Origin of the sequence: Anaerofustis sp. LCP19S3_F7, assembly GCF_052119445.1 — a bacterium.
Taxonomy (GTDB): Bacteria; Bacillota; Clostridia; order Eubacteriales; family Anaerofustaceae; genus Anaerofustis; species Anaerofustis butyriciformans.
In genome coordinates, this window is the sequence record NZ_JBQKFF010000005.1 from 45,417 (window position 1) to 70,491 (window position 25,075).

The 25,075-nt window shown below is 27.3% G+C and carries 31 protein-coding genes and 1 pseudogene; 24 read left to right on the forward strand and 8 right to left on the reverse strand.

The genetic code is table 11. From position 1 onward, the window contains the following. Positions 1-262 precede the first annotated feature (262 nt). The 4 genes from leuS to ACTQYZ_RS06445 all read left to right on the forward strand — a co-directional run bounded on the left by leuS (position 263) and on the right by ACTQYZ_RS06445 (position 4,914). Positions 263-2,668, forward strand: coding sequence for a leucine--tRNA ligase (leuS, locus tag ACTQYZ_RS06430; RefSeq protein WP_441416239.1), 2,406 nt, complete (start codon positions 263-265; stop codon positions 2,666-2,668). A 140-nt stretch (positions 2,669-2,808) separates the two neighbouring features. Continuing rightward, positions 2,809-3,378, forward strand: a complete 570-nt coding sequence (locus ACTQYZ_RS06435; protein WP_441416240.1) for a Bsp6I family type II restriction endonuclease — start codon at positions 2,809-2,811, stop codon at positions 3,376-3,378. 106 nt (positions 3,379-3,484) lie between these two features. Then, entirely contained in the window at positions 3,485-4,459 is a 975-nt protein-coding gene (locus tag ACTQYZ_RS06440) for a DNA cytosine methyltransferase (protein WP_441416241.1), read from the forward strand. A 17-nt stretch (positions 4,460-4,476) separates the two neighbouring features. Continuing rightward, positions 4,477-4,914 (forward strand): very short patch repair endonuclease, encoded by a 438-nt coding sequence (locus ACTQYZ_RS06445; protein WP_441416242.1) that lies wholly within the window; start codon positions 4,477-4,479, stop codon positions 4,912-4,914. Positions 4,915-5,080: 166 nt separating this feature from the next. Here the strand turns inward: ACTQYZ_RS06445 and ACTQYZ_RS06450 are convergent, their stop codons facing one another. After that, a complete protein-coding gene (locus ACTQYZ_RS06450; protein WP_441022190.1) occupies positions 5,081-5,437 on the reverse strand; it encodes a DUF2752 domain-containing protein in 357 nt (118 codons plus the stop codon). Between the two features lie 182 nt (positions 5,438-5,619). Here ACTQYZ_RS06450 and ACTQYZ_RS06455 point away from each other — a divergent pair, with 182 nt between their 5' ends. Further along, a complete protein-coding gene (locus tag ACTQYZ_RS06455) occupies positions 5,620-6,018 on the forward strand; it encodes a TM2 domain-containing protein (RefSeq protein WP_441022188.1) in 399 nt (132 codons plus the stop codon). 58 nt (positions 6,019-6,076) lie between these two features. On the opposite strand, the pseudogene ACTQYZ_RS06460 reads toward ACTQYZ_RS06455, so the two are convergent. Together ACTQYZ_RS06460 and ACTQYZ_RS06465 are read right to left on the reverse strand one after the other, a co-directional pair. Further along, positions 6,077-6,529: pseudogene (locus ACTQYZ_RS06460) on the reverse strand (Rgg family transcriptional regulator); the annotation flags it as partial. Positions 6,530-6,544: 15 nt separating this feature from the next. Beyond that, complete coding sequence (locus tag ACTQYZ_RS06465; protein WP_441416243.1) at positions 6,545-6,949, reverse strand: hypothetical protein; 405 nt, start codon at positions 6,947-6,949, stop codon at positions 6,545-6,547. Between the two features lie 119 nt (positions 6,950-7,068). Between ACTQYZ_RS06465 and ACTQYZ_RS06470 the strand changes: the two genes are divergently transcribed. Continuing rightward, positions 7,069-7,230 carry a hypothetical protein gene (locus tag ACTQYZ_RS06470; protein ID WP_441022184.1) on the forward strand — a complete coding sequence of 54 codons (162 nt, stop codon included), beginning with the start codon at positions 7,069-7,071 and terminating at the stop codon, positions 7,228-7,230. A 96-nt stretch (positions 7,231-7,326) separates the two neighbouring features. Here ACTQYZ_RS06470 and ACTQYZ_RS06475 read toward each other — a convergent pair whose 3' ends face one another. Together ACTQYZ_RS06475 and pdaA are read right to left on the reverse strand one after the other, a co-directional pair. Beyond that, a complete protein-coding gene (locus ACTQYZ_RS06475) occupies positions 7,327-7,491 on the reverse strand; it encodes a DUF1540 domain-containing protein (RefSeq protein ID WP_138268460.1) in 165 nt (54 codons plus the stop codon). Positions 7,492-7,569: 78 nt separating this feature from the next. After that, the gene (pdaA, locus tag ACTQYZ_RS06480) at positions 7,570-8,364 is read right to left on the reverse strand and encodes a delta-lactam-biosynthetic de-N-acetylase (RefSeq protein ID WP_329379750.1); all 795 of its coding nucleotides are present in this window, start codon (positions 8,362-8,364) and stop codon (positions 7,570-7,572) included. Positions 8,365-8,806: 442 nt separating this feature from the next. Between pdaA and typA the strand changes: the two genes are divergently transcribed. From typA to ACTQYZ_RS06525, 9 genes are all read left to right on the forward strand, one after another. Next, a complete protein-coding gene (gene typA / locus ACTQYZ_RS06485) occupies positions 8,807-10,645 on the forward strand; it encodes a translational GTPase TypA (protein ID WP_441416244.1) in 1,839 nt (612 codons plus the stop codon). 118 nt (positions 10,646-10,763) lie between these two features. Further along, on the forward strand, positions 10,764-11,279 hold the full coding sequence (locus ACTQYZ_RS06490; protein WP_441022179.1) for a YgjV family protein: 516 nt from the start codon (positions 10,764-10,766) through the stop codon (positions 11,277-11,279). A gap of 33 nt (positions 11,280-11,312) precedes the next feature. Beyond that, positions 11,313-11,840: a YgjV family protein gene (locus ACTQYZ_RS06495; RefSeq protein WP_441022177.1), complete on the forward strand. Its 528-nt coding sequence runs from the start codon at positions 11,313-11,315 to the stop codon at positions 11,838-11,840. 306 nt (positions 11,841-12,146) lie between these two features. Next, positions 12,147-12,725: a leucine-rich repeat domain-containing protein gene (locus tag ACTQYZ_RS06500; RefSeq protein ID WP_441416245.1), complete on the forward strand. Its 579-nt coding sequence runs from the start codon at positions 12,147-12,149 to the stop codon at positions 12,723-12,725. A 38-nt stretch (positions 12,726-12,763) separates the two neighbouring features. Further along, positions 12,764-12,856 (forward strand): hypothetical protein, encoded by a 93-nt coding sequence (locus tag ACTQYZ_RS06505; protein ID WP_441416246.1) that lies wholly within the window; start codon positions 12,764-12,766, stop codon positions 12,854-12,856. Next, positions 12,838-13,257, forward strand: coding sequence for a leucine-rich repeat domain-containing protein (locus tag ACTQYZ_RS06510; protein ID WP_441416277.1), 420 nt, complete (start codon positions 12,838-12,840; stop codon positions 13,255-13,257). Before ACTQYZ_RS06505 ends, ACTQYZ_RS06510 begins: the two co-directional genes overlap by 19 nt. 172 nt (positions 13,258-13,429) lie before the next feature. Then, positions 13,430-14,026 (forward strand): hypothetical protein, encoded by a 597-nt coding sequence (locus ACTQYZ_RS06515; protein ID WP_441416247.1) that lies wholly within the window; start codon positions 13,430-13,432, stop codon positions 14,024-14,026. Next, positions 13,975-14,808 (forward strand): fibronectin type III domain-containing protein, encoded by an 834-nt coding sequence (locus ACTQYZ_RS06520; RefSeq protein ID WP_441416248.1) that lies wholly within the window; start codon positions 13,975-13,977, stop codon positions 14,806-14,808. Before ACTQYZ_RS06515 ends, ACTQYZ_RS06520 begins: the two co-directional genes overlap by 52 nt. 127 nt (positions 14,809-14,935) lie before the next feature. After that, a complete protein-coding gene (locus ACTQYZ_RS06525) occupies positions 14,936-16,363 on the forward strand; it encodes a M50 family metallopeptidase (protein ID WP_441022167.1) in 1,428 nt (475 codons plus the stop codon). Between the two features lie 28 nt (positions 16,364-16,391). On the opposite strand, the gene ACTQYZ_RS06530 is transcribed toward ACTQYZ_RS06525, so the two are convergent. Beyond that, positions 16,392-16,949 (reverse strand): DUF2179 domain-containing protein, encoded by a 558-nt coding sequence (locus ACTQYZ_RS06530; RefSeq protein WP_441416249.1) that lies wholly within the window; start codon positions 16,947-16,949, stop codon positions 16,392-16,394. Positions 16,950-17,077: 128 nt separating this feature from the next. Here ACTQYZ_RS06530 and ACTQYZ_RS06535 point away from each other — a divergent pair, with 128 nt between their 5' ends. Together ACTQYZ_RS06535 and ACTQYZ_RS06540 are read left to right on the forward strand one after the other, a co-directional pair. After that, on the forward strand, positions 17,078-17,764 hold the full coding sequence (locus tag ACTQYZ_RS06535) for a 5'-methylthioadenosine/adenosylhomocysteine nucleosidase (RefSeq protein WP_441416250.1): 687 nt from the start codon (positions 17,078-17,080) through the stop codon (positions 17,762-17,764). Positions 17,765-17,779: 15 nt separating this feature from the next. After that, the gene (locus tag ACTQYZ_RS06540) at positions 17,780-18,577 is read left to right on the forward strand and encodes a RecX family transcriptional regulator (RefSeq protein WP_441022163.1); all 798 of its coding nucleotides are present in this window, start codon (positions 17,780-17,782) and stop codon (positions 18,575-18,577) included. A gap of 25 nt (positions 18,578-18,602) precedes the next feature. Here ACTQYZ_RS06540 and rbr read toward each other — a convergent pair whose 3' ends face one another. After that, on the reverse strand, positions 18,603-19,187 hold the full coding sequence (gene rbr, locus ACTQYZ_RS06545; protein ID WP_441416251.1) for a rubrerythrin: 585 nt from the start codon (positions 19,185-19,187) through the stop codon (positions 18,603-18,605). A gap of 233 nt (positions 19,188-19,420) precedes the next feature. On the opposite strand from rbr, the gene ACTQYZ_RS06550 reads away from it, so the two are divergent. The 7 genes from ACTQYZ_RS06550 (at position 19,421) to ACTQYZ_RS06580 (ending at position 24,774) form a co-directional block, all read left to right on the forward strand. Beyond that, a complete protein-coding gene (locus ACTQYZ_RS06550) occupies positions 19,421-20,005 on the forward strand; it encodes a hypothetical protein (protein ID WP_441416252.1) in 585 nt (194 codons plus the stop codon). A gap of 50 nt (positions 20,006-20,055) precedes the next feature. Beyond that, on the forward strand, positions 20,056-20,301 hold the full coding sequence (locus tag ACTQYZ_RS06555) for a hypothetical protein (protein ID WP_441416253.1): 246 nt from the start codon (positions 20,056-20,058) through the stop codon (positions 20,299-20,301). A gap of 36 nt (positions 20,302-20,337) precedes the next feature. After that, positions 20,338-20,472, forward strand: coding sequence for a hypothetical protein (locus tag ACTQYZ_RS06560; protein ID WP_441022156.1), 135 nt, complete (start codon positions 20,338-20,340; stop codon positions 20,470-20,472). Positions 20,473-20,689: 217 nt separating this feature from the next. Further along, positions 20,690-21,397 carry a response regulator transcription factor gene (locus tag ACTQYZ_RS06565; RefSeq protein WP_138269301.1) on the forward strand — a complete coding sequence of 236 codons (708 nt, stop codon included), beginning with the start codon at positions 20,690-20,692 and terminating at the stop codon, positions 21,395-21,397. 16 nt (positions 21,398-21,413) lie between these two features. Further along, positions 21,414-23,510 (forward strand): sensor histidine kinase, encoded by a 2,097-nt coding sequence (locus ACTQYZ_RS06570; protein WP_441416254.1) that lies wholly within the window; start codon positions 21,414-21,416, stop codon positions 23,508-23,510. Positions 23,511-23,656: 146 nt separating this feature from the next. Then, entirely contained in the window at positions 23,657-24,211 is a 555-nt protein-coding gene (locus ACTQYZ_RS06575; protein WP_441416255.1) for a chromate transporter, read from the forward strand. 2 nt (positions 24,212-24,213) lie between these two features. Next, a complete protein-coding gene (locus ACTQYZ_RS06580) occupies positions 24,214-24,774 on the forward strand; it encodes a chromate transporter (protein WP_441022150.1) in 561 nt (186 codons plus the stop codon). A 69-nt stretch (positions 24,775-24,843) separates the two neighbouring features. On the opposite strand, the gene ACTQYZ_RS06585 is transcribed toward ACTQYZ_RS06580, so the two are convergent. After that, entirely contained in the window at positions 24,844-24,996 is a 153-nt protein-coding gene (locus ACTQYZ_RS06585; RefSeq protein ID WP_441416256.1) for a hypothetical protein, read from the reverse strand. Between the last annotated feature and the right edge of the window lie 79 nt (positions 24,997-25,075).

The window sequence follows — 25,075 nt, forward strand, 5'->3', positions numbered from 1 at the left end:
TAAAATATATGGTTAAAAGTTTTCATATATGCATTTATTTAAAACAATAATATATAAAATATTTATTGGATAAAATCTTATGTTAAAATAATAATTAAGTTTATATATTAATTAGATTTTATATATATATTAGTTTAATAAAGCCTATTTAATATATAAATTAAACAGAAAATATTACATTTTAGTTGACTTAAGTGCCATAAATTAACTATAATAAAAATGTTAATGTTAAATCGAAATAGTTATAAATAAGGAGAAATAAATGGACAATTATAACTTTAAAGAAATAGAAAAAAAATGGCAAGATATTTGGGATAAAGAACAATGTTTCCATGCAGTAACAGGACTTGACAAACCTAAATATTATGCTTTGGTTGAATTCCCTTATCCATCAGGACAAGGTCTTCACGTAGGTCATCCAAGACCATACACTGCTCTTGATATAGTTTCAAGAAAAAAGAGAATGCAAGGATATAACGTACTTTTCCCAATGGGATTTGACGCATTTGGTCTTCCAACAGAAAACTATGCAATCAAAACAGGTGTTCATCCTGCAATTGTTACAAAAAACAATATTGCTAACTTCAAAAGACAACTAAAATCTCTTGGTTACTCTTTTGATTGGCAAAGAGAAATTGATACAACAGATCCAAAATATTATAAATGGACACAATGGATTTTCTTACAATTATTTAAAAAAGGACTTGCTTATAAGAAAGAATTCCCAATAAACTTCTGTACAAGCTGTAAAGTTGGTCTTGCAAATGAAGAAGTCGTAAACGGCGTTTGCGAAAGATGTGGGGGAGAAGTTGTAAGAAAAGTTAAAAATCAATGGATGCTTAAAATTACTGAATATGCAGACAGACTTATTGATGATTTAGATGATCTTGACTTTATTGACAGAGTAAAATCAAGTCAAAAGAACTGGATTGGCAGAAGTTATGGTGCTGAAATTAATTTTAAAATTAAAGACAGTGATGAAAATTTAACTGTATATACAACAAGACCTGATACAATTTACGGTGCAACATATATGGTTATATCTCCTGAACATCCTGTAATCGAAACATTAAAAGATAAAATAACAAATTATGATAAAGTAGTTGAATATAAAGAAGAAGCTGCTAAGAAATCTGATTTTGAAAGAACAGAACTTAATAAAGAAAAAACAGGTGTAAAACTTGAAGGCGTAAGTGCTATAAATCCTATTACAGGAAAAGAAATAAGCGTTTTTGCTTCTGATTATGTACTTATGACATACGGAACAGGTGCAATTATGGCTGTACCTGCTCATGATACAAGAGACTATGAATTTGCAAAAGTATTCGATTTACCTATCGTTGAAGTTGTAAGTGGCGGAGATATTGAAAAAGAAGCCTACACAGGAGACGGTAAGCTTGTAAATTCTCCATTAATTGATGGTTTAGATATTAAAGAAGCAAAAGAAAAAATGACACAAATCGTTGAAGAAAGAGGAATCGGAAGAAGAAAAACTAACTTCAAACTTCGTGACTGGGTATTCTCTCGTCAAAGATATTGGGGAGAACCTATTCCAATTATAAACTGTCCTCACTGTGGATTCGTTCCGCTTGATGAAAGCGAACTTCCTCTTACACTTCCAGATGTAAAAGATTATAAACCAACTGATGACGGTGAAAGTCCACTTAAAAATATGCCTGAGTGGTATAAGGTTAAATGTCCTAAATGTGGTGCTGATGCTGAAAGAGAAACTGACACAATGCCTCAATGGGCCGGTTCAAGCTGGTATTATTTAAGATATACAGATCCTGATAATGATGAAGCTCTTGCAAGCGAAGAAGCTATTAAATATTGGATGAATGTAGATTGGTATAATGGTGGTATGGAACATACTACACTTCACTTGTTATACTCTCGTTTCTGGCATAAATTCTTATATGATATAGGAGTTGTAAATACAAAAGAACCTTATCAAAAGAGAACAAGTCATGGTATGATTTTAGGTGAAAATCATGAAAAGATGTCTAAATCAAAAGGTAATGTAGTTAACCCTGATGAAGTTGTAGACGAATTCGGTGCTGATACTTTAAGAACATATGAAATGTTTATAGGGGACTTTGAAAAAGTTGCTCCATGGAGTGAAAACGGAGTTAAGGGTTGTAAGAGATTCTTAGACAGAGTTGCTAAAATGGAAGATTTAGTGGTTGACGGAGAAGAATATTCTAAAGAACTTACTACTTTAATGCATCAAACTATTAAGAAAGTAAGTGAAGATTATGAAACTCTTAAATTTAACACTGCAATAGCTCAACTTATGAAATTAACAAATGAAGTTTATGACAAAGGAAAAATAAATAAAGCAGAATTTAGAACATTCCTTATTTTACTTAACCCTGTTGCTCCTCATCTAACAGAAGAATTATGGCAAAGAGCAGGATTTGAAGGATACTTACATCAAGCTTCTTGGCCTGAATATGATGAAGAAAAAACAATTGCCGATGAAATTGAAATTCCAATTCAAGTTAATGGTAAATTCAAAGGTAAAGTAGTTGTAGACAGAAATGCTTCTGAAGAAGAAGTTAAAGAAGCAGTACATGCTCAAAAAGCTGTACAAAATATTCCTGAAGGAAAGAAAATCGTTAAGGAAATTTATGTACCTGGAAGAATTTATAATATAGTTGTTAAATAGCATATATTATCATTTACAAATATATGCTAATATAATGTTATTGAATATTTTATAAAAATAACACATGCAAAAGTAATTTTGTTTGTGTTATTTTTTATGTTATAATTATATCACAGGGATAAAGCACTCTAACAGGTAATATGGTTATATATAATGAATTTGGTCATATAAAAATTGATGAAGCAAGAATAGATGAAACATGTAATGCTTATTTTAAATGGAAAGATTTAAACACATATATTTCTAATAATAGTCATAGGGGAATAAATATGCCTGATGCAATAAGTGAACCTATGGGGTGTTATTGTTTAAATTATTTATGGAATAGAGGAGATGAATCTGGAGATGCTACAGACCCTGAAACTGGGGAAAAAATTGAATTTAAAGCAACTTCTCGGTTTGACGGAGATTTATCTTCATTTGGTCCAAAATGTAAATTTGATAATTTAGTATTTTTAAGATTTAAATTAGATGATAATTTACTTTATATTTATAATTTAAAAATTAATTCAGAAGATTTTGGACGTTATCCCGCAAATAAAAAAGAAACCATACAAGATCAAAAAAATCAAGGAAGAAGACCTCATGTAAGTTTACAGAAATTGTTTGTAGAAGAAAAAAATTTAGATCCCGATATTATTTTTGATATTCGAAAATGTAAAGCATATAATAGATTATCAAAAGAATATAATAGGTTTTTAAACAAATAAATGAAAGGTAGAGAGTTTTGTCTCTGTCTTTTTTTATGTGTATTATTGCAACGCGCCGCAATCTATGTTAATATATCTATAATTAAAAAAAGGAGTAAAATTTAGTATGTATAATGTAGCATCATTTTTTGCAGGTATCGGCGGGATTGATTTAGGTTTTGAACAGACTGGAGAATATAAGACAATATATGCTAATGAATTTGATAAATATGCGAGTGAGACTTTTGAACTAAATTTTCCATCAATATCCGTAGATAAAAGAGATATACATTGTGTTTCTGTTAAGGACGTTCCTCAGGTTGATGTCATAATAGGAGGATTTCCTTGTCAGGCTTTTTCTATAGCAGGTTATAGACAGGGGTTTAAAGATGAGAAGGGGAGAGGAGAACTTTTTTTTGAATTAATACGTATGTTAAAATCTAAAAAGCCAAGGGTTGCATTATTTGAAAATGTAAAAAATCTAGTAGGACATGATAAAGGAAATACTTTTAGAGTAATATGTGAAGAACTAAGTAAACTTGGATATTATTATACATATCAGGTATTAAATGCTATGAATTTTGGAAATATTCCACAAAATAGAGAACGTATATATATAGTTGCATTTCGTGATATTGATGATTTTAATAAATTTACTTGGCCTCTTCCAATACCATTGACGGTCGATGTAAAAGATATTATAGATTTTACTGGTAAGGTTGACGAAAAATATTATTATACAAAGGGAAAATATAAAGGCGATATTTATGAACAGTTAGTAGAGGCAACAAAAAATGAAGATTTAAATAATCCTTCAATTTATCAATGGAGAAGAAAATATGTCAGACAGAATAAGAGTGGGGTTGTTCCAACGTTAACAGCAAATCAAGGCGAAGGAGGACATAATGTTTGTATAGTTAAAACTAAATTTGGATTAAGAAAAATGACACCTCGAGAATGTTTTAATGCACAAGGTTTCCCTAAAAGTTATATTCTCCCACAAGATCAAAGCGATACACGTTTATATAAACAGGCTGGAAATTCTGTATGCGTTCCTGTTATTAATAGAATTGCATTAAATATTTTAAAAGCAATAAAATAGAATTTAGGAGAGATAAAATGTCCGATAATTTAACTGTAGAACAGAGAAGGAAAAATATGAAAAATATTAAATATAAAGATACTAAAATAGAATTAGTATTAAGAAAAGCTCTGTGGGAAAAAGGGTATCGTTATAGGAAGAATTATGCAAAGCTGCCTGGTAAACCTGATATAGTTTTTATAAAAGATAAAGTAGTAGTTTTTTGTGATAGTGAATTTTTCCATGGAAAAGACTGGAAATTATTGCAAAAAAGATTGCAAAACACAAAAAATAAAGATTATTGGATAAAAAAAATTTCGAGAAATATAGAAAGAGATAAAGAAGTAAATAACAAACTTGCTTCATTAGGATGGGAAGTAATTAGATTTTGGGGAAAAGATATATTATCTGATACTGATTCATGTGTGAATACTATAGAAAAAATTTTATCAAACAGAAAAGATATTAAAAGTTGAGATGAATTTTATATAAAATAAGAGTCCTGCATAAAATGCAGGACTCTTATTTTTTCCCTATTTGAAAAGTATGTAATAAAAATTTTTTCTTATTATATCACAACACTTTCTTATAAACATCAAAAAAACATAAAGTTAATTAATTCTTAATATTTGTAATATTTTATTAAGGAATATAAAAAAATATCATTCTTATAATATATGTAACAATATATAAAATAGCAATAAAAGAAAGAATGTAAGTTCTGGTTTTCCTATTCATTTTTAAAAAATACTTTTCGTTAGAAGTAATAAGTAAAATTAAAAAAGGAATAGATAATATAAATAAAGGATGATAATAAAAAGCTTGTTTTATATTACCATTCAAAAAAGAAATTAATGCTCTTGTTGTCCCGCAAAAAGGGCAAGGTAGTCCTATAATGTATCGTATAGGACAGTTTATTTTTGTTATATGAATAATAAAAGCATATAATGTTATTACCGTTAAAATTATAATGTATTTTTTGATATTTTTCTTTTTCATAGATAATATAATTTAATATACTTTCTGTTTTTATTTTAATATAATATAAAAAATTTTTTTAGTCAAACTATCCTTTTCCATTTCTTAAGAAAAACTAAATAATAAAGGTTTTTATTGACATAAAACCTTTAACCATTATATACTTAAATTACGATATACAGGTAGAATGAGAGGAAAAAGTTATGGAACAAAATAAAGTAGATATGTTTTTAATGTCAAATGCTGAATATTTTCCAGAAGAAAATATGATGTTAATAAGAGAAAGATTGCAAGTACTTCCTGATGAATGTTTCGTGCAATTATCAACAATGCAGTTTAAATCACCTGTTGTAATGTTGGTTGTTTCTTTATTCGTTGGAGGTCTTGGTGTTGATAGAATGATGCTTGGTGAAGTTGGACTTGGTGTATTAAAACTTCTTACAGGCGGTGGATGTGGTATTTGGACTATAATAGACTGGTTTATGATTATGGGTAAAACAAAAGAAAAGAATGTATTAAAATTAATGAATGCCATAAACATGATGCAATCTAATCCATATGGACAAACAAACTATAATAATCAATACAACCAATATAATTAAGAAAACCAAAATGATAATATTATAGATGTTGACGAACAATAAAAATAAAAAGCAGTTTTTACTGCTTTTTATTTTTTATTACATTAAAGCATTCATTCAACATATTAATCATTTCAAATTGATTTGTTAAATATAAAATCTTTTTTGCTTCATTAATTTTTATTATTCCTTTTTCTTCCTTATTTACAATATATAAATATATTCCTTCAAAATACATTGTAAGTACATTCCAGTGTAACATTGTTATATCTTCTCTTATCTCTTTTAATCTTTTTATTACTGATTTTATTATGTTATATTCTTTTTCTATGAATAAATAATATATGTTATTTATAAGTAAATGGGAAAGATTTATTTTAAAGTTTGGATAGTTTTTATATTTTTCCATGTTTTCCCATGCTAAAATAAAAAGCTCAGTTCTGTCTTCGTCAAATATAAAATTCATATCTGAAAAAATTTTGATTTCTTCCAGTGTCCAGCTTTCTGTGGCAAAAAGATATTTTTTTATATATTGTTTTGCCTTTTTTCATTCTTCTTTTTTTAATATGTTTTCTTTTAGATTAATATTTTTAAGTAATGTCAGTTGCATATATTTTAAATTAGTTTTTGTATCATTATGATTAATTGTTTTATTTATATTTTCTAATTTTTTTGTTATATACTTACAACTCGTTTTTAAATTGTTTGTATTTATATTTTCCATAATATTATCAAGTTTTGATAATTTATATTTATTATGTATGAATATCATTTCTTCAGGAGAAACCATGATTCTATTTAATATTTCAAGCATTTTACTAAATTTTATGTCATACATTCCTTTTTCAAAATCAATGGCAAAAGATTTGTTTAATATACCGATGTAAGTTTCTTTTAAAGTGATATTTTTACTTGTTCTTATTTGTTTTATTGTCGGTCCGTATTTTCCCATTTTATTACCTCAAATAAATAATAATATATATTTTATCAATAATTTATTTTAGTTGGAATACTCGTACCATTTAAAATTTTAATATATTTTAAATATAAAATATATTAAGGAGGTAGATTATGGAGAAAAGAAAATATAAATTTAAAATGTGGAAATATGGAATTGGACTATTAAAACAAGAAAATGATTATGATAATACAGATGTAATTAATAAGATTGATATGTTGGAAGAGAAAATAAAAAATTTTGAAAATAAACTAAATGATGCTTTTAAATTATAAAAAGGAAGAATAATCATTCTTCCTTTTTTGTATGATATAAATTTTTTATACCATATAATATTAAGTTTGAGAGGTAATATAATTAGGGAGGGTTTCCTATTTGGCTTTTAATTTAAATGAAAGACAATCAGTACAGTCACATTGTGTTGGATGTGATTCATGTGTACCTACTTTGATTGAATCAAGAGAACAATAGTTGCAGTCATTACAATTATATTCACAGCTTTTAACATCGCATTCGATTGAAGTATTTTTATTCATGTTTTTCCTCCTGTACATTTTAAAGTCGTAACTTTTGGTTACGTATTTAGTATGTGGAGAAAAAATAAAAATATTATTTTATTTTGTTAAATCATCTAAACTTTTAAAGGTATATCCTTCCTTTTTAAGTGTTGTAATTAAATCTTTTAAAACTAAGCTGTTTGTTTTTGATGTTGAATGTAAAAGCATTACGCAACCGTTATGCATTCTAGGCATTATTTTTTCAAATACACTGCTAAAACTTTTTTGTTCGTTATTGTTCCAGTCAACATATGCAAGTGACCAAAAAATTGTTTTGTATCCCATGCTGTTTGCAATAGAAAGAGTATGCTCGTTGAACGTTCCTTCCGGAGGCCTTAAATATTTCTTTAATTCTTTACCTGTTGTTTTTTTGTATAAATCTTCCAAATCTGTAAGTTGTTTTTTGAATTCTTCGTCACTTACATATCTTAAATCTTTGTGTGAATATGTATGATTTCCTACTATATGACCTTCATTAATCATTCTTTTTACCAAATCGGGATTTTTTTCTATGTAATTACCTACCAGAAAAAAGGCGGCAGGGACTTTTTCTTCTTTTAAGGTGTCGAGTATTTTAGATGTATATCCATTTTCATAACCTGCATCAAATGTAAGATAAATAACTTTTTGATTTTCATCTCCCACATAGTACGCATTATATTTTTCTAATGTTTCTTTATCTGCATTTCCTACAGGTTGTTTATTTTCTTTATAATTTCCAAGTCCCCACTGAGTTTTATCAATACCTGCATTGATATTATGTAAAAATAGGATAAATATTGTAATTAAAAAAATAATGAATACTAAAATAGAAAAAAACATTTTAATTTTTTTACCGTTTAAATTAATCATAAAAAGCCTCCTAATAGATTATATTTACAAACTTCAGTTTTATGATTAATTATAGTATTTGTTTATAAAAAGAAAAAAACACCTTGCGGTGTTTTTTCCCTAAAACAAAACAATATCAATTTCAAAGGGTAAAAATATATTATATAAAATTTGGAAACATTAATTTTATATTTCTATATTTTACATTATTATTATAAATAATAAATATTAAATTAAAATGATAAAAAAATTAATAATTAATAAATTTTATTTTTTTTATTATTGCCTTATATAAAAAATTTATTCAAAAATTTTAAAAAAGAGGCTATATTAAGGTTATAAAAGGATTTATTGGTGCTTAAAATTGACATTGATTTTATATAGTGATATAATTTTTTAGTTAATGAATATTAGCGTGCTTATGCACATTTTATAAAATAAAAAAAGTTAGAAGGATGAATTAATGAAGAAAGAAAATATAAGAAATATTGCAATCATTGCCCATGTAGACCACGGTAAAACTACATTAATAGATGCAATGCTTAAACAAAGCGGTACATTCAGAGAAAATGAAGATGTAAATGAAAGAGTAATGGACTCAAATGATCTTGAAAGAGAAAGAGGAATTACTATTTTAGCTAAAAATACATCAGTATACTATGATGATATTAAAATCAACATTGTAGACACACCTGGACATGCTGACTTCGGGGGAGAAGTTGAAAGAAGTCTTTCTCTTGTAAATGGAGTTATTCTTCTTGCTGATGCTTTTGAAGGTTGTATGCCTCAAACAAGATTTGTTCTTAAAAAAGCATTGGAACAAAACTTACCTGTAATAATTGTTATAAACAAAGTAGATAGAGAAAATTCAACACCTGAAAAAATTGCCGATGATGTATTGGAATTATTTATAGATCTTGAAGCTGATGAAAGCTATCTTGATTCAAAAGTTCTTTTTGCTTCTGCAAAACAAGGCTGGGCAAGTGAAACACCTGTTAAAAAAGATGATAGCCTTGAAGTATTATTTAAGGCAATAAAAGAAAATATTCCTTGTCCTACAGGAGATGAAGAAAAGCCTTTCCAATTCCTTGTATCAAATATTGAATATGATGAATATACAGGAAGACTTGCCATCGGTAAAATTGAAAGAGGCCATGTTCAAGCAAATGACATGGTAAGTATTGCAAGAAAAGAAGGAAATGTTACAAAAGGTAAAATTTCTCAACTTTATACTTATGAAGGACTTAAAAAAGTTCCTTGTCAAAAGGCAAGCGCCGGAGAAATCGTATGTATAGCAGGTATTGCAGATATTAACATAGGAGAAACAATCGGAGCTGTTGACAATGTAGAGGCTGTTCCTTTTGTTGAAATAGATAAACCTGTACTTTCAATGAACTTTTCCGTAAACACTTCACCATTAGCCGGAATGGACGGAAAATATGTAACAAGCAGACATCTTAGAAACAGATTATTCAGAGAACTTCTATCAAATATTTCTCTAGAAGTAAAACCTACTGACAGTGCAGATACTTACAAAGTATCAGGAAGAGGAGAACTTCATCTTTCAATTCTTATAGAAAATATGAGAAGAGAAGGTTATGAATTTATGGTATCAAAACCAACTGTTATAACAAAAGAAATAGACGGCGTTTTATGTGAACCTTTTGAAAGACTTGTTGTTGATGTTGATGATGAATATACAGGAACAGTTATAGAAAGCTGTGCAACAAGAAAAGGTGAACTTTTAAATATGGATAAATCAAGTGATAAATATACAAGACTTGAATTTATGATTCCTTCAAGAGGACTAATCGGATACAGAAGTGAACTTATGACAGCTACAAAAGGCACTGCTGTTGTAAACTCAAACTTTGAAAAATATATGCCATATAAAGGAGATCTTGAAGGCAGAAGCAGAGGTTCTTTAATTGCTAGTGAACCTGGAGAAAGTATTACTTACGGTTTATACAATGCACAGGAAAGAGGGACTTTGTTTATAGGACCAAACACTACTGTTTATGAAGGAATGGTTGTAGGGGAAAACTCAAGACCTGACGATATGACTGTAAATGTATGTAAGAGAAAACAAGTTACAAATATGCGTGCGGCGGGAAGTGATGAAGCATTAAGACTTACTCCTCACAGACAATTAAGTTTGGAACAATATCTTGAATTTATAAATGACGATGAACTTTTGGAAGTAACACCAAATCATCTAAGAGTAAGAAAAGAAATTCTTGATAAACAACTTAGAATTAAAGCTGAAAACAGAAAAAGACAACAACAAAAAATGGGTAACTAAAAAGAGCCATAAAGGCTCTTTTTTTATAAAATAATTTTTGAGTTTTTAAAATAATTTAAAGAATTATATAAAATAATGTGATATAATTCTTTCTGATTTTGTTATTTTTAGAGGTGGTATGAATATAATAATAGGCAATATAATTTCTTTTATAGCAGCATTATTTATGATACTAAGTTGCATGGTAAATAACAGAAGCAGGATTTTTATGTTTCAATGTATAAATGCTTTGTTGCTTGCGGTAGCATCTATATTTTTTGTTTCCTATGCAGGCGTAGCATCCCTTATTTTATCTGCAATAAGAAATTTTATTGTTTCAAAAGATAAATTTACAAAAAATATAATGATTGTTTTTATGATACTGTCTTTTATTATTGGTATTATTGTAAACAATAGGGGATTTATAGGTTTTCTTCCGATTCTTGCAACACTACAATATACATTTTGCAGTTATTACATTAAAGATGTACAGGGAACAAGGTACAGTATTTGGATTAACTTATTTATGTGGATTATATATTCCTTTAGTATTTTAGATTTTTCTACGGGAATATCCGATTTTACAACTCTTGTAATTAATACAGTATCAATTTTTAAATATAAAAAAGAAAATAAAGAAATACAGGTAAATTAAAATATTACAAAATACAAAATTGAGAGGGAATAAATGAACATAATAATAGGAAATGTAATATCTTTGATTGCTACTTGTTTTATGGTAAGCAGTAGTTTAGTTGATAAAAGAAAAACACTTTTTATTCTTCAAACAATAAATGCTCTTTTGCTTATTATTTCATCTTTATTTTTGGGAGCATATTCAGGAATAATTGCATTAATTGCAACAGCAGTAAGAAATTATGCTATATCCATAGATAAATATTCCAAAAAGTTAATGATAATTTGTACTGTTTTTACCATTGTTTTTGGGTTAATATCAAATAACAGAGGTATTGCAGGACTTCTTCCCATAATAGCAACTTGTGAATATTCTATTTGCTGCTACTATTTTACATCCATAAAAGAAACAAAAATGAGTTTATGTGTTAATTTGTTTTTATGGGTTATGTATTCAATAAGCATTTTAGATATATCTACTGCTCTTACGGATTCTACTACATTTGTTATAACATCAATTTATTTAATAAAGAACTCTAAGAAGAAAAATAATATATTACCAAATGAAGATACTCTTTAGGGGTATCTTTTATTATTTGTAAATAAATATTTTATGTATTGAGATTTTTGTAAATTAAAATTTAATTATAAATAATTATCTAAGCGCTTTTAATAATTACTTATGTGTTTTAATTAAATTTTTTTACTATTGCAATAAAGTAAATATATTAGTAGAATAAAGAAAAAAGTATTTATATATTAATGAAAATGATATATAAAATGATGATGTAAGAGGGAATAGAAATGAAAAAAAGATTTTTAAATTGCATGTTGTTGTTAGTTATTGTATTTATTTTTATGCCTTTTAATTTTACATTTGCAACGAATGATAATTTACAGAAATGATAATTTACATACTAGTGGTAAATGTGGAGAAAATGTTACATGGGAACTAAAAGGCAGTGAATTGATTATTGACGGAACAGGCGAAATGTATAACTATGACTATGGAAGTAATCAAGCGGATTATGATGTTAAATACACTCCTTGGAAAGATTTGGGTTTTAATAGTGTAACGATTAATGAAGGGGTTACAAGGATAGGTGATGGTGTATTTCAATATAAAGAATGCGTACAAAATATTACAATTCCGGATAGTGTGGTTTCCATTGGTGATGCAGCTTTTCAATTTACGAGTTTAGATCATATATATCTTCCAAGCAGTGTAAAAGAGTTCGGATATGGTGTATTTAGCTATTGTTATAATTTAACATCTTTAGGAGGAAAAGGTAGTGATTGTGCAATAGAATATGATTGTAAAGGTAGAATTCCTGATATTGCTTTTAATGGTAGCGAAATAGTTAGTATTGAATTTTCTGATGAAATAACAGAAATTGGTAAAGAATCTTTTTTTGCTTGTAATGATTTATTAGATGTAAATATACCAGGTAATATAAAAAAATAGGTGAGAGAGCTTTTGTTAGTTGTAGGAATTTAAATAAGGTGATAATTAGTGATGGTGTCACAACATTAGGGGGTTCAGTATTTTTGGGATGTGAAGAATTATCTTATGTAAAATTCCTGATTCTGTTGTAGAAATAGGCGGTAGTTGTTTTGGGGGATGTGTAAAATTGACGTCAGCCGGAGAAATAGGTAGTGGCTCTTCAATTGAGTTTGGTTGGAAAGAAAATATACCAGAACATGCTTTTACTAGTAATTGTTTGACAGAGATTAAATTGCCGGATTCAATTAAATATTTATATGCAAGTTGTTTTTCAACTAGTAAAAGTTTGAAAAGCATTGTTATACCAAGTAATGTTAAATATATTGATAATAATGCTTTTGCTTATTGCCCTGTATTAGAAAGTGTATATTTTGAAGGTCATAAACCTGGTTATTTAAGTACAATGGCTTTCTATGGTGGAAATAAATTAACTGCTTATTATACTTATAAAGATGATTCATGGATATTTTGCCGGAAAATATTAAAAATGTAACATGGAAGCCTTATAAAATTGGGGAGATTGAAAGCATAAAATGTGAGGATACGACCAATAGATTTTATAAAATAGGTGATACTTTAAATACAAAACATTAAAAGTAACAGCTGTATATGATTCAGGGTATGAAGAGAATATAGGTGTAGATCTTGTAGATATACAATGTGATATGTATATTCCAGGAGATAGAGAAGTTAGTGTATTATACAAAGGAAAAACAGGTAAATATAATGTATATGTACATGACATAGAATATAAAACGCTTGATAAATCTCTTTATCCTGAAAGTGAACATAATTATCCTGATAATTGCGATGATACTAAATATATAAGTTCTCCTGGCGTTGAATCAATGTCAATTACGTTTTCGAAACAAACTTATTTAGAACCAAATATTGATTTTATTTATATTACAACTAACAATGGAACTTATAAATATACAGGTAATTTAGGTGGTAAAACATTAACATTTAATACTGATTCTTTATCTATTAGGTTGGTTTCTGATAGTGATGCGAACTATTATGGATATTCATTTGATAGTATTACTACAAAAAGAACTATTCATGTTCCTGGAGAACAGGCTACTTGTACTACTGATCAAAAGTGTATAAAATGTGAGAAAATTATTCAAAAAGCATATGGGCATGATTTAGTTCCTATAGAAGTAGAAAAAGCTACTCTTACAAAAGATGGTAAAACTGAGGGCGAAAAATGTTCAGTTTGTGGAGTAATAACAAAAAACAAAGAACAATTTCAAGAATAAATTTTGTATATATTGAAGATGATTCATATACTTATACAGGTAAACCATTTGAGCCAAACGTAATTGTAGTTGATGTAGAGGGAAATAGACGTTTTGAAGGGAAAGATTTTAATGTTGAATATAAAAATAATGTAAATATTGGTAGTGGAAAAATAATTGTTAGAGCAACTGGGAATTATTCATTCTATGAAGAATTAACATTTAGTATTATCACTCCATATGTGCCTGCACCGAGCAAAATAAGTACTTCCCTTTATGGATATGATGATATAAAAGTAAGCTGGTCAAAAGTTGCAGATGCTGATGGATATTATGTATACTATAAAAAATCTTCTTCATCAAAATGGAGCGGACCTAAATATACAACAAGTACATCATATAAACTTTCAGGATTGAGTGATGGTGCAAAATATTATGTACAAGTATATTCATGTTTCAAAGATAATTTAGGTAAAATTAATAGAGCTAGAAGTTATAGAACTTCATCGGGAATTTATACTTTGAAAAAACTTAATAATCCGTCTGTAAGAAAATATTCTAAAAATTATATTAAAATTTCTTGGAATAATATAAGTGGTGAATCTGGATATCAGATTGCAAGATCTACAAAGAAATCTTCAGGATTTAAAGTAATTAAAAGTACAAATTATAAATATAAATCTACAAAAATTAAAACTACAAGAAATAGAACGTACTATTATAAAGTAAGAGCTTATAAAGTTGTTGGAAAAACAAAAATATATGGTCCATGGTCAAATGTAAAATCTTATAAATTAAAATAGTATTTTATATTTACATAAAAATAATAAAAAATGAGTAAAAGGGTATCTAATAGATATCCTTTTATTATTTGTAAATAAATCGTTTATATGGTAATATATTTAAAAATTAAATTTATTGGTGAAAAGTATGGACGAAAATAAAAACAGAGAAGAAGCAAAGACTTTTGATGATTATTTGATGACTTATTTAACTGATGATAAGAATATTTTAGATGAAAAAGACAGTGTCGAAAAAGATAAAATGCTTCTTGAGAAAGAAAATTACGATATAAGTATTCAAAAAAAATATTTTGAACAGTTAGAAGATGAAAAGAAAAAGGAAAACAACCTTTACGAAGATGATAATAAGTCTTTTATAGAAGAAAATAACGAAGATAAAGAAATTCAAAATAACATTTATCAAAAAGATAATAAAAATTCAAATGCAGATTTCCTTCCAGATTTAGCAATGATTCTTTGTCTTGCTTTAGTTGTGGGAATGGTTATGATAAAAGGCATTGGAGTTTTTCATGGACTTGAAAGTCTGCTTTTCTTAATGCTTTGGGCAAGTGTACTGGTTTATGTTTCAATTATCATTCATGAAGGCGGACATTTTGTTTTTGGACTACTATCGGGATATAAGTTTGCTTCTTTTAGAATAGCAAATATAATGTTTATAAAAAGCGGAAAAAGGCTTACATATAAAAAATATCATATACCGGGAACAGGTGGACAATGTTTAATGATTCCTCCTGATATAAAAAGTGATGATTATGATTTCCCTTATGTTTTATATAGCTTTGGAGGGGTAATATTCAATTTATTATTTGGAATAATCTGTTTTTTATTATATATTTCTCTTCCTTATATTATAGTTCTTTCAGAAGGTTTTATAGTTGCAAGTGCATTAAGTTTGTATTTTGCAATGTTAAATGGAATCCCAAGACGTGTTGGAGGGATAGCCAATGATGGTGCAAATGCTCTTTACCTTGATGAAGATTTGAATACAAAAAAGGCTTTTTATGCTCAGCTTAAAATTAATGGTCTTCTTACAAAAGGCATAAGATATAAGGATATGGATGAAAGGCTTTTTGAAGTTGACGAAAAAGCGAATTGTAAAAATCCTTTGGTTAGCGCAATGTTTAATTTTAGAGTATGTTATCTAATTGATAAAAGAGAATTTGATAAAGCAAGGGAGCTTATAGAATATTCTTTAGATAATATTGATGATATGTTAAGTGTTCATAAAAGTGAAATAAAAAGCGAATTATTCTTTTTGGAACTTATTGGTGATTGTAGGGATGAAAAAATTACACAAATATACGATGAAGATTTAAAAAGATATATAGCTGTAACACAGAATTATTATATTTCAAGAAGAAGACAGCTTTATGCATACGAACTTTTATATAATAAAGATGAAGAAAAAGCAAGAGAACAACTTGATGCATTTAAGGTTATTGGAAAGAATTATCCTTATGAAGTAGAAATTGATGGAGAGATAGAACTTTTACATCTTGTCCATGATAAAGCTTTGGAAAGAGGAATAATAGAAGAAGATAATAAAGAAGATTAAAAAAAAGAAACCATTATGGTTTCTTTTTTTATCTACGTCTTCTTACCCCATACATATATCCGCCTTCCATTGTTACAATATCGTTTATTGTAATTACACAGTCGGGAACGTTTTGATAGGCAATATTCATGGCTTCTTCAACTCTTTTTCTGTTTACATGAAGTTTTAAAATATATCTTGTATGATTAAAACCTTCACCTTTCATTATTGTTACGCCGAATTTACTATCTCTAAGTGTCTTAGCAAGGTCTTCACCTGTAACACCTCTTACGTTTATTTCCATGCTTACATATCCAAGAGCGATTTTCTTTTCAATTACTATTCCAACATAAATACCCACTGCATATCCTAAAGCATAGAATAGAGCTTTCCATAAATCTTCTTGAAGTGTAGATAAAACACTTGATGCAACAAATATCCATAGAATGATAACAACAAAGCCAACCAGACTGCCAAGTTCTTTTTGACCTTTATTTATTAAAACGATTCTTATTGTGTCAAGAGATATTTCAAGAACTTTAAGGCAGAAAATCGTCATATAAACGATTGGACCTGACTGCGTTAAAAAATTAATTAAAAAATCCATTTTTCACCTCTAAGATATATTCTTACTTGTAGTATACTATTTTATGTAACAAAGTAAAGAAAAATAATTTGTTTTTAATATTGATTTATTTTATAATGTTAAGGAATTATTAAAGGAGAGTGAATAGTATGATAGGAATAATTGCTTCAATGGAAGAAGAACTTAATTACATAAAAGAAAGTATGGAAGATGTTAAAATAAAAAATATTAATAATACGGATTATGTTATTGGAAATTTACATGGTAAAGACGTTGTTGTTGTAAGATGTTTTACAGGTAAGGTATACATGGCTTTAACAGCACAAAAACTTATCGATAACTTTGATTTGGATTTGATTATTAACTGCGGAGTTGCAGGAGGATTAAAAGACGGAATGCATATAGGAGATGTTGTCCTTGCAACAAATGCTATCCAGTCTGATATGGATGTAAGGGGGCTTGGTTATGAAATTGGACAAGTACCTGACATTGAAATAAAAGATTTTAAACAATATGAAAAAATAAACGAAACAGCAAAAGAATTTGTTCAAAATTATGATTTTAAAGTTTACTTTGGAAATATAATGACAGCCGATAAATTCGTTTCTTCAAAGGAAGATAAAGAATATTTAATTGAACAATTTGATGGATACTGCACAGATATGGAAACAGCTTCTCTTGGTGAAGTTTGTTATGTAAACAAAATAAACTTTGCAGGGATTAGAGGGATAAGTGACAGTGCTGATGAAGGAGCAAATACTGATTTTAGAGAGAACTTGAAAAAAGCAAGTGATAACTGCGCAATTCTTCTTTGCGATATAATAAAAGCAATGTAGTATGATAGGTAGATTATGGATGTAATAACAAATATATCTAAAACAAAAAGAGAATATAGCGTAACATTAAATGATGAAATAATTTTAAGGCTTGACAAAAAAGTAATAGACAAACTATCAGTTATGGATGAAGTAGATATGGAAGAGCTTGTAAGGGAAAGCTATGATTATTTATATGAAAGTGGACTTAACTTAAGCCTTAATTATCTTTCTTATGCCATAAGATGTGAAACGGAGATTATTACTTATTTAGAAAAAAAACATTTTCCTGAAATTGTCATTAATGATATTTTAAACAGGTTACTTGAGCTTAAATATGTAAATGACTATGATTATTCTCAAAGTTTCATAAGAACAAAAGTGTCTTCACTTACAGGAAGAAACAAAATAAAAAATGACCTTATAAATAAAGGAATAAAGCCTGATATTGTATATTCTTCCTTAAATGAGCATTTTAGCGAAGAGGAAGAAAGAGAAAATTTAATTGAATTTATTACAAAACAAAATAACAAACACAAAGAGCTTTTCTTAAGAGAAAAGAAAGATAAGATAATAAATTCTGCTATAAGAAAAGGATATGATTATAAACTTGTAAATTCTCTTATTGATGAATATATTTCTGAAGAAGATTCCTTAGTAGAAAATGAAAAAATAAAAGAGAAAATAAGAAAAAGATTTTATAAATATTTAAACAAAGGTGAAGATATAAAATCCGTTAAATATAAAGTATATTCATTTTTTTATAATAAAGGGTACAGTGAAGAGATTTTAAACAGTGTATATGAAGAAATTGAAAGTCAAATAGAAGAATAAAAAAAGTGCTTTAAAAGCACTTTTTTTAATTATTACAATTTAAAATAGGTTTGAAATATGCTTGTTCATGGGAACATATAGGGCAGACTTTAGGAGGAGTTTTTCCTTGATATCTATGTCCGCATTTTAGGCAAACCCATGTTGTACCATCTTCTCTATTAAAGAATCCATTTTCAACTTCATTTTTAAGCTTTTCAAATCTTTCATGGTGAAATTTTTCAACGTTTGCTATAAGTTCATAATAAGCAGCTACATCATTAAAACCTTCTTCTTTTGCTGTTTTTGCAAAAGAAGGGTAAATTTCCGTTGCTTCTTCGTGTTCGCCTTTTGCTGCAAACTGTAAATTTTCAAGAGTTGTTCCAAGAAATGCCGGATAGTCGCTTTCGCTTATTCTTATTTTTGCTCCCGGCAGTTCTTTATTTATTAACATCATAAATCTTTTTGCGTGATATAGTTCATTCATGGCGGTTTCGTTAAATATATCTTCTATATATTTAAAGCCGTCATCTTTTGCTCTTTTGGCATAATATGAATATCTTTGGTAAACGCCGCTTTCACCTATAAAAGAACTCATTAAATTTTTAACTGTTTTAGAATTTTTAAATTCCATTTCAACCTCCTTTTGTTTTATTTTTTCTTAAAAATAGTTTTAATATTCAAATAAAAATGATATGTAAATTATTGTTTAAAATTTTATTGTCTTAATTTAAAAACTTTGATTATAAAAATATTTAAGAAAATTTTAATAAAATTGACAAGTTTTTTATAAGAAATAATTTTTATAATATCCGTGTAAAGAGGTGATATTATGAGAATTTTTGAAAAAATTATAAAGTTTATTTAATGTTTTCAAGATCAAATACTTTGCTTTCAAAAGCAATATATCAAAGGACAAAAGATCCTTATACACATGTTGCGATTTCGACTGATGAAAACTTTAGGGATTTTTATTCTTTTGGGAGAAGATATACATATACAAATTTTATGCTTCCCGCAGGATTTGCAAATGAATCACCTTTTGATGGTTTATATAAAAGAAATCAAGATATAAAAATAAAAATTGTATCAATTAATATAAATAAACATCAATTTGACAAAATTAACGATACTATTGAAATGATGTATAAAAACAGATTCAAATATAAATATGATATTTTAGGATTAATGTTTTGTAATAAAAATATTACTTTAAACAGACAAAATTATAAATTTTGTTCTCAATTTGTAAGTGAAATTTTAAACATGAATGAAATTATAGATTTTAAAAAAGGTAGCAAGCATATCAGACCAAGTGAAATTGCATTTAGAGATGAGTTTGAAACGGTTTTTGAAGGAAGTGTTTACGAACTTAACAATTTATATAATAAACAAAGGGTTTGGAATTATTCTTTTGAAGATAATCTAAATTTGGTATACAACTATGAATAAAAAGAAAATAGCTTTAATTTCTATAATTTCAATTGCGGTTTTGGTTTTGCTTGGTATTTTTTTTTACGTTAGATATAAATAAGATTTTAGAATATGCTAAGTCAATGCCTCATGGAATAAAAGAATTGTTTATGATTTTAATTGTAACTCTTCAAATATTCATTGCTTTTATTCCGGGAGAACCTATTGAACTTGCGGCAGGATATATGTTTGGCTCCGTATGGGGAACTATAATATGCTTGATTGGTTCGTTTTTAGGGACAATAGTTGTATATTATCTTGTTAAAACTTTTTGAAGTAAAGTAATAAGCCTTATGTTTAAAAAAGAACAAATGAAAAAGGTTGAAGGACTTTTCGAAAAAAAGAAAAATTTAATGTGGATTTTCATTTTATTTTTAATTCCGGGAACACCAAAGGACGTTACGACCTACCTTGTTTCTTTAACCAATATTAAACTTTACAGATAGCTTATTGTTACTACTATCGGAAGAATTCCAAGTATTATAACATCTACTTTTATAACAGGTTCTATTAGGGAACAAAATTATTTGATGGCGATTATTGTAGGCATTATTACTGTTTTTAGTAGTATTTGGATTTTTTATTATAAAAAATTAAATAATACTTCAAAAAGTTGATTATGTTGTATAAAATATAGTTATAAAAAATAAAAGGGGAAGAGAAATGGAACATAATATTTTAATTGTCGAAGATGAAAAAGGTATAAGAGACGCCATAATAATATATTTGAAAAATCAAGGGTATAATGTATTTGAAGCAGAAAACGGAAAAGAAGGACTTGAAATAATACAAAATAATGACATCCATTTAGCAATAGTAGATATAATGATGCCTGTTATGGATGGTATTACCATGGTTATGAAGGTAAGAGAAAAATATGATTTTCCTGTAATATTCTTAAGTGCAAAATCTGAAGATATTGATAAAATTACAGGACTAAACATAGGTGCCGATGATTATGTTACAAAACCATTTGCTTCAATGGAATTAATTGCAAGAGTAAATTCGCAAATTAGAAGATATGAACAAATTTTAAATTTAAAAAATAATGCTCCAAAAGAAGAAGAAAGCAATAAATATATTGTCGGTGGACTTGAACTTGACGACTACACAAAAGAGGTTTTTGCTAACGGTAAAAAGGTTAAATTAACTGTTAAAGAATATGAAATATTAAAACTTCTTATAAAAAATCCAGGAAGAGTTTATTCTGCAGAACAGATATATGAACTTGTATGGAATGAAAAAGCAATCAGTACTGAAACCATAATGGTGCATATTAGAAGACTTAGAGAAAAAATAGAAGTTAATCCTAAAAAACCACAATACATTAAAGTAGTTTGGGGTGTAGGATATAAAATCGAAAAATTATAATTATGGGTGATATTTAATGAAAAAAAAATATATTTTTATATCGTTGTTAACGGTATTGATTGTTTTTTTAAGTAGTATAGCCATTGGATTATATGATAATGTTGAAGGGAAAATAACAGATAAATCTTATGTAATAAATTCATATTTAGTAGAGGATATGAAATATTTTACTTTGGCTAAGACAATGGAGTTAGATCCTGATTTTAAGGTTTTTTCTTTTGGTAAAGATGTTCCTGAAAATGTGCAAAACAGTATATATGAACGTTTTGAAGATAATATGACAAGCAGTGTTTCACTACTTGAAAATGACAGTAATTTTATATATTATGTAAAAAATAAGGAAAACAAAAATTATGTAAAAAGTGATATTGATGCGAGTAAAGAAAATGATAATATTTATTATGTGTCATTTTCATATGACAGTAAAGGTAATTTGAAAAGCGATTCAAATTATTCTGCTTCATATTTTTCAAAGTATCCTGCTTATAATTATATTTCTTCAATGTATGGAGATTCTGCTTTTGTTGTTGAAGATGGAGTTGAATATTACTATATTGATGGATACACAATACCGTATGATCAAATTAAAATGAATATTCCTAAGAATATGAGTTTTACATATGCAATTCCAAAGGTTCTTTCTGATAATGGAGGATCAATATCCTATTATATTAATTCATGGGAAAATTATAATCCATTTACCGGAGTATGTCTTCTTATAGGAAGTGCTATAATAGCAATATTTATTTTATTTGCTCCTACAAAGATAGTAAAAGAGGTTAAACCTTTTAAAACATTTATAAGTTTTGAAGGAGAGGTAAATTTATTTTTAATTTCTTTTATCATTACTATGTGTTGTATGGCTTGTTTGGTTTGTGCTGGATATTCAATTAACGGAATGTTTTTAAGCCTTATGAATAAAATAGGACTTAGATATCCTAATTTTATGATTCTGGTTTCAAATATTCTTGTATGGGTAGTTACATTTTTATCTATTGCAATAGGATGTTTCGATATAAAATATATATTTGTTGAAGGTATATGGAGATTTATAAAAGAAGATACTTTGATTTCTCTTATTGTTAGAAAAGTTAAAGAGGTATTAAACAATTTAATAAGTATTGATTTAAAGGATCCTGTAAATAAAAAGTTAATGAAATTTTTATTTATGAATATGCTAATAATAATTTTCTTAACTTTCTTATGGGGATTTGGTTCTATACTTGCAATAATTTATTCTGTTTTCTTATTCTTCATGCTTAAAAAGAAGACAGATGAGATTCATAATAATTATAATACTCTTTTAAGTTCAACTCATGAACTTGCAAAAGGCAATTTTAATGACGAAATGAATGAAGATATGGGAGTATTTAATTCATTAAGAGATGAATTTAAAAATATTGAAGAGGGTTTTAAAGAAGCTGTTAAAGAAGAAACAAAATCCCAGAACATGAAAACAGAACTTATAAGTAATGTAAGTCATGATTTAAAAACACCTTTAACGGGAATTAAAAATTATGTTGAACTTATGGGGCAGGAGGGTATTCCAAATGAACAAAAAGAAGAATATCTTAAAATGCTAAACCAATATATCGACAGATTAAGCAATTTAATAGAAGATTTATTTGAAGTAAGTAAAGTAAACAGCGGAGATATAAAGCTTGATTTAATGGAACTTAACATAGTATCTTTAATAGAGCAGACAAAGAGTGAGTGTAGTGATTTATTTGAAAGCAGAAATCTCGATGTTATAATGAATACTTATGATATGAATATAAATATTTTGCTTGACGGTAACAAAACTTACAGGGTATTTGAGAATTTATTTAACAACATATCAAAATACGCCATGGAAGGAACAAGGGTATATATTGATATAACTGAAGAAGATGACAAGGTTATAATTTCTCTTAAAAATATTTCTGCAGCTCAAATGAATTTTACAAGTGATGAAATTGTAGAGAGATTTGTTAGAGGTGATAAATCAAGACATGAAAGTGGAAGTGGGCTTGGGCTTGCAATAGTAAAAAGCTTTGTTGAAGCTCAAGGCGGAAGTTTTTCAATAGATATTGACGGAGATTTATTTAAAGCTGTGGTTATTTTTAATAAATAATTAAAGGATGAATGTTTAGGCATTCATCCTTTTTATTATGTAAAAAGTTTGTATAAAGAAAAATAAATATATATATCTATGTTATAATATATAAGCTGAAATTCGTTTAAACTATTTCTCATAATATTTTTCTAAAGGAGTTTAAATTGAAAAACAAAAAATTGGAGTTATTTTTGGCTTTTGCAAATGTAGGAGCCTTTACTTTTGGGGGAGGATATGCAATGATTCCTCTTTTACAAAAGGAAGTAGTTGAAAATAAAAAATGGATTAGTGAAAAAGAAATGCTTGATATAACGGCAATTTCACAAAGTACTCCAGGGCCTCTTGCCATAAATTGTGCTACATTTGTAGGATATAAAGTTGATGGTATGATTGGCTCAATTATTGCAACACTTGGAGTTGTTCTTCCGTCTTTTCTTATTATTATGGTTGTTTCCGTATTGTTTAATATGTTTAGGGATAATGAAATTGTAAATAATGTTTTTGCGGGAATTAAAGTGGGAGTTATCGTTCTTATTTTGGAAGCAGCAATAAAGCTTTCAAAACAGATAAAAAATAACTGGTTTAATCTTACATTGCTTATTGCTTCTTTTTTAATAACTATATTTACAAGCATAAATGTAATTTATGTACTTATTGTATGTGCACTTCTTGGTGTGTTAGTTCATGGATTAAACCTTGTAAAAGGAGGCATTGAATAAAAATGATAATGCAGCTTTTTACGGTATTTTTCAAGATAGGGTTATTTACTTTCGGCGGAGGATATGCAATGATTCCTTTAATCAAAGCAGAGGTCCTTGCAAATAATTGGGCAAGTATTTCTGATATAATTGATTTTATAGGAATAAGCGAGTCTACTCCCGGTCCTTTTGCTATAAACATTGCAACATTTATAGGTTTTAACAAAGAAGGAATTTTAGGAGCCGCAGCAGCTACTTTGGGCGTTGTTCTTCCTTCTCTTATAATAATATTTATAATAAGTAAATTTTTCTTTAATTTTCAAGATAATAAATATGTAAAAGCAGTTCTTGCAGGACTTAGACCTGCAGTTGTTGGGACAATTGCTTCTTCTGCTTTTACCATATTTGCGTCAATATTTATTACAAACGGTAAAGTTACAAATTATATTGGAATAATAATTTTAATAATAATTTTAATGTTAAAATTTAAATTCAAGAAAATGCATCCTATTATGCTTATTGTATTATCAGGTGTTATGGGGTATTTGTTTTACGGACCTCTTCATTTTCTTTTCCCATTTTAAAAGAAGCCATAACAAAAGTTATAGTTTCTTTTTAGTTATTATGTAAAAAAGACAAAAAAATATACTAACTTATTTTAAGCTTGCAATATAAGTTTTTATTAATTTTATTATTAAGATTATTGTAATTATTATAATAAGTATTACAATAATATTTTCGTATATATGTGTTAAATCAAATCCTTCTAAAATTTCATCAAAAAAATTTTTTATATATTCTTCCATTTTATGCCTTTTAATACAATTTATTTATTATACATTAACATTTATAAGTTAAAATGCAGTGAAAAAAATAAAATTTATA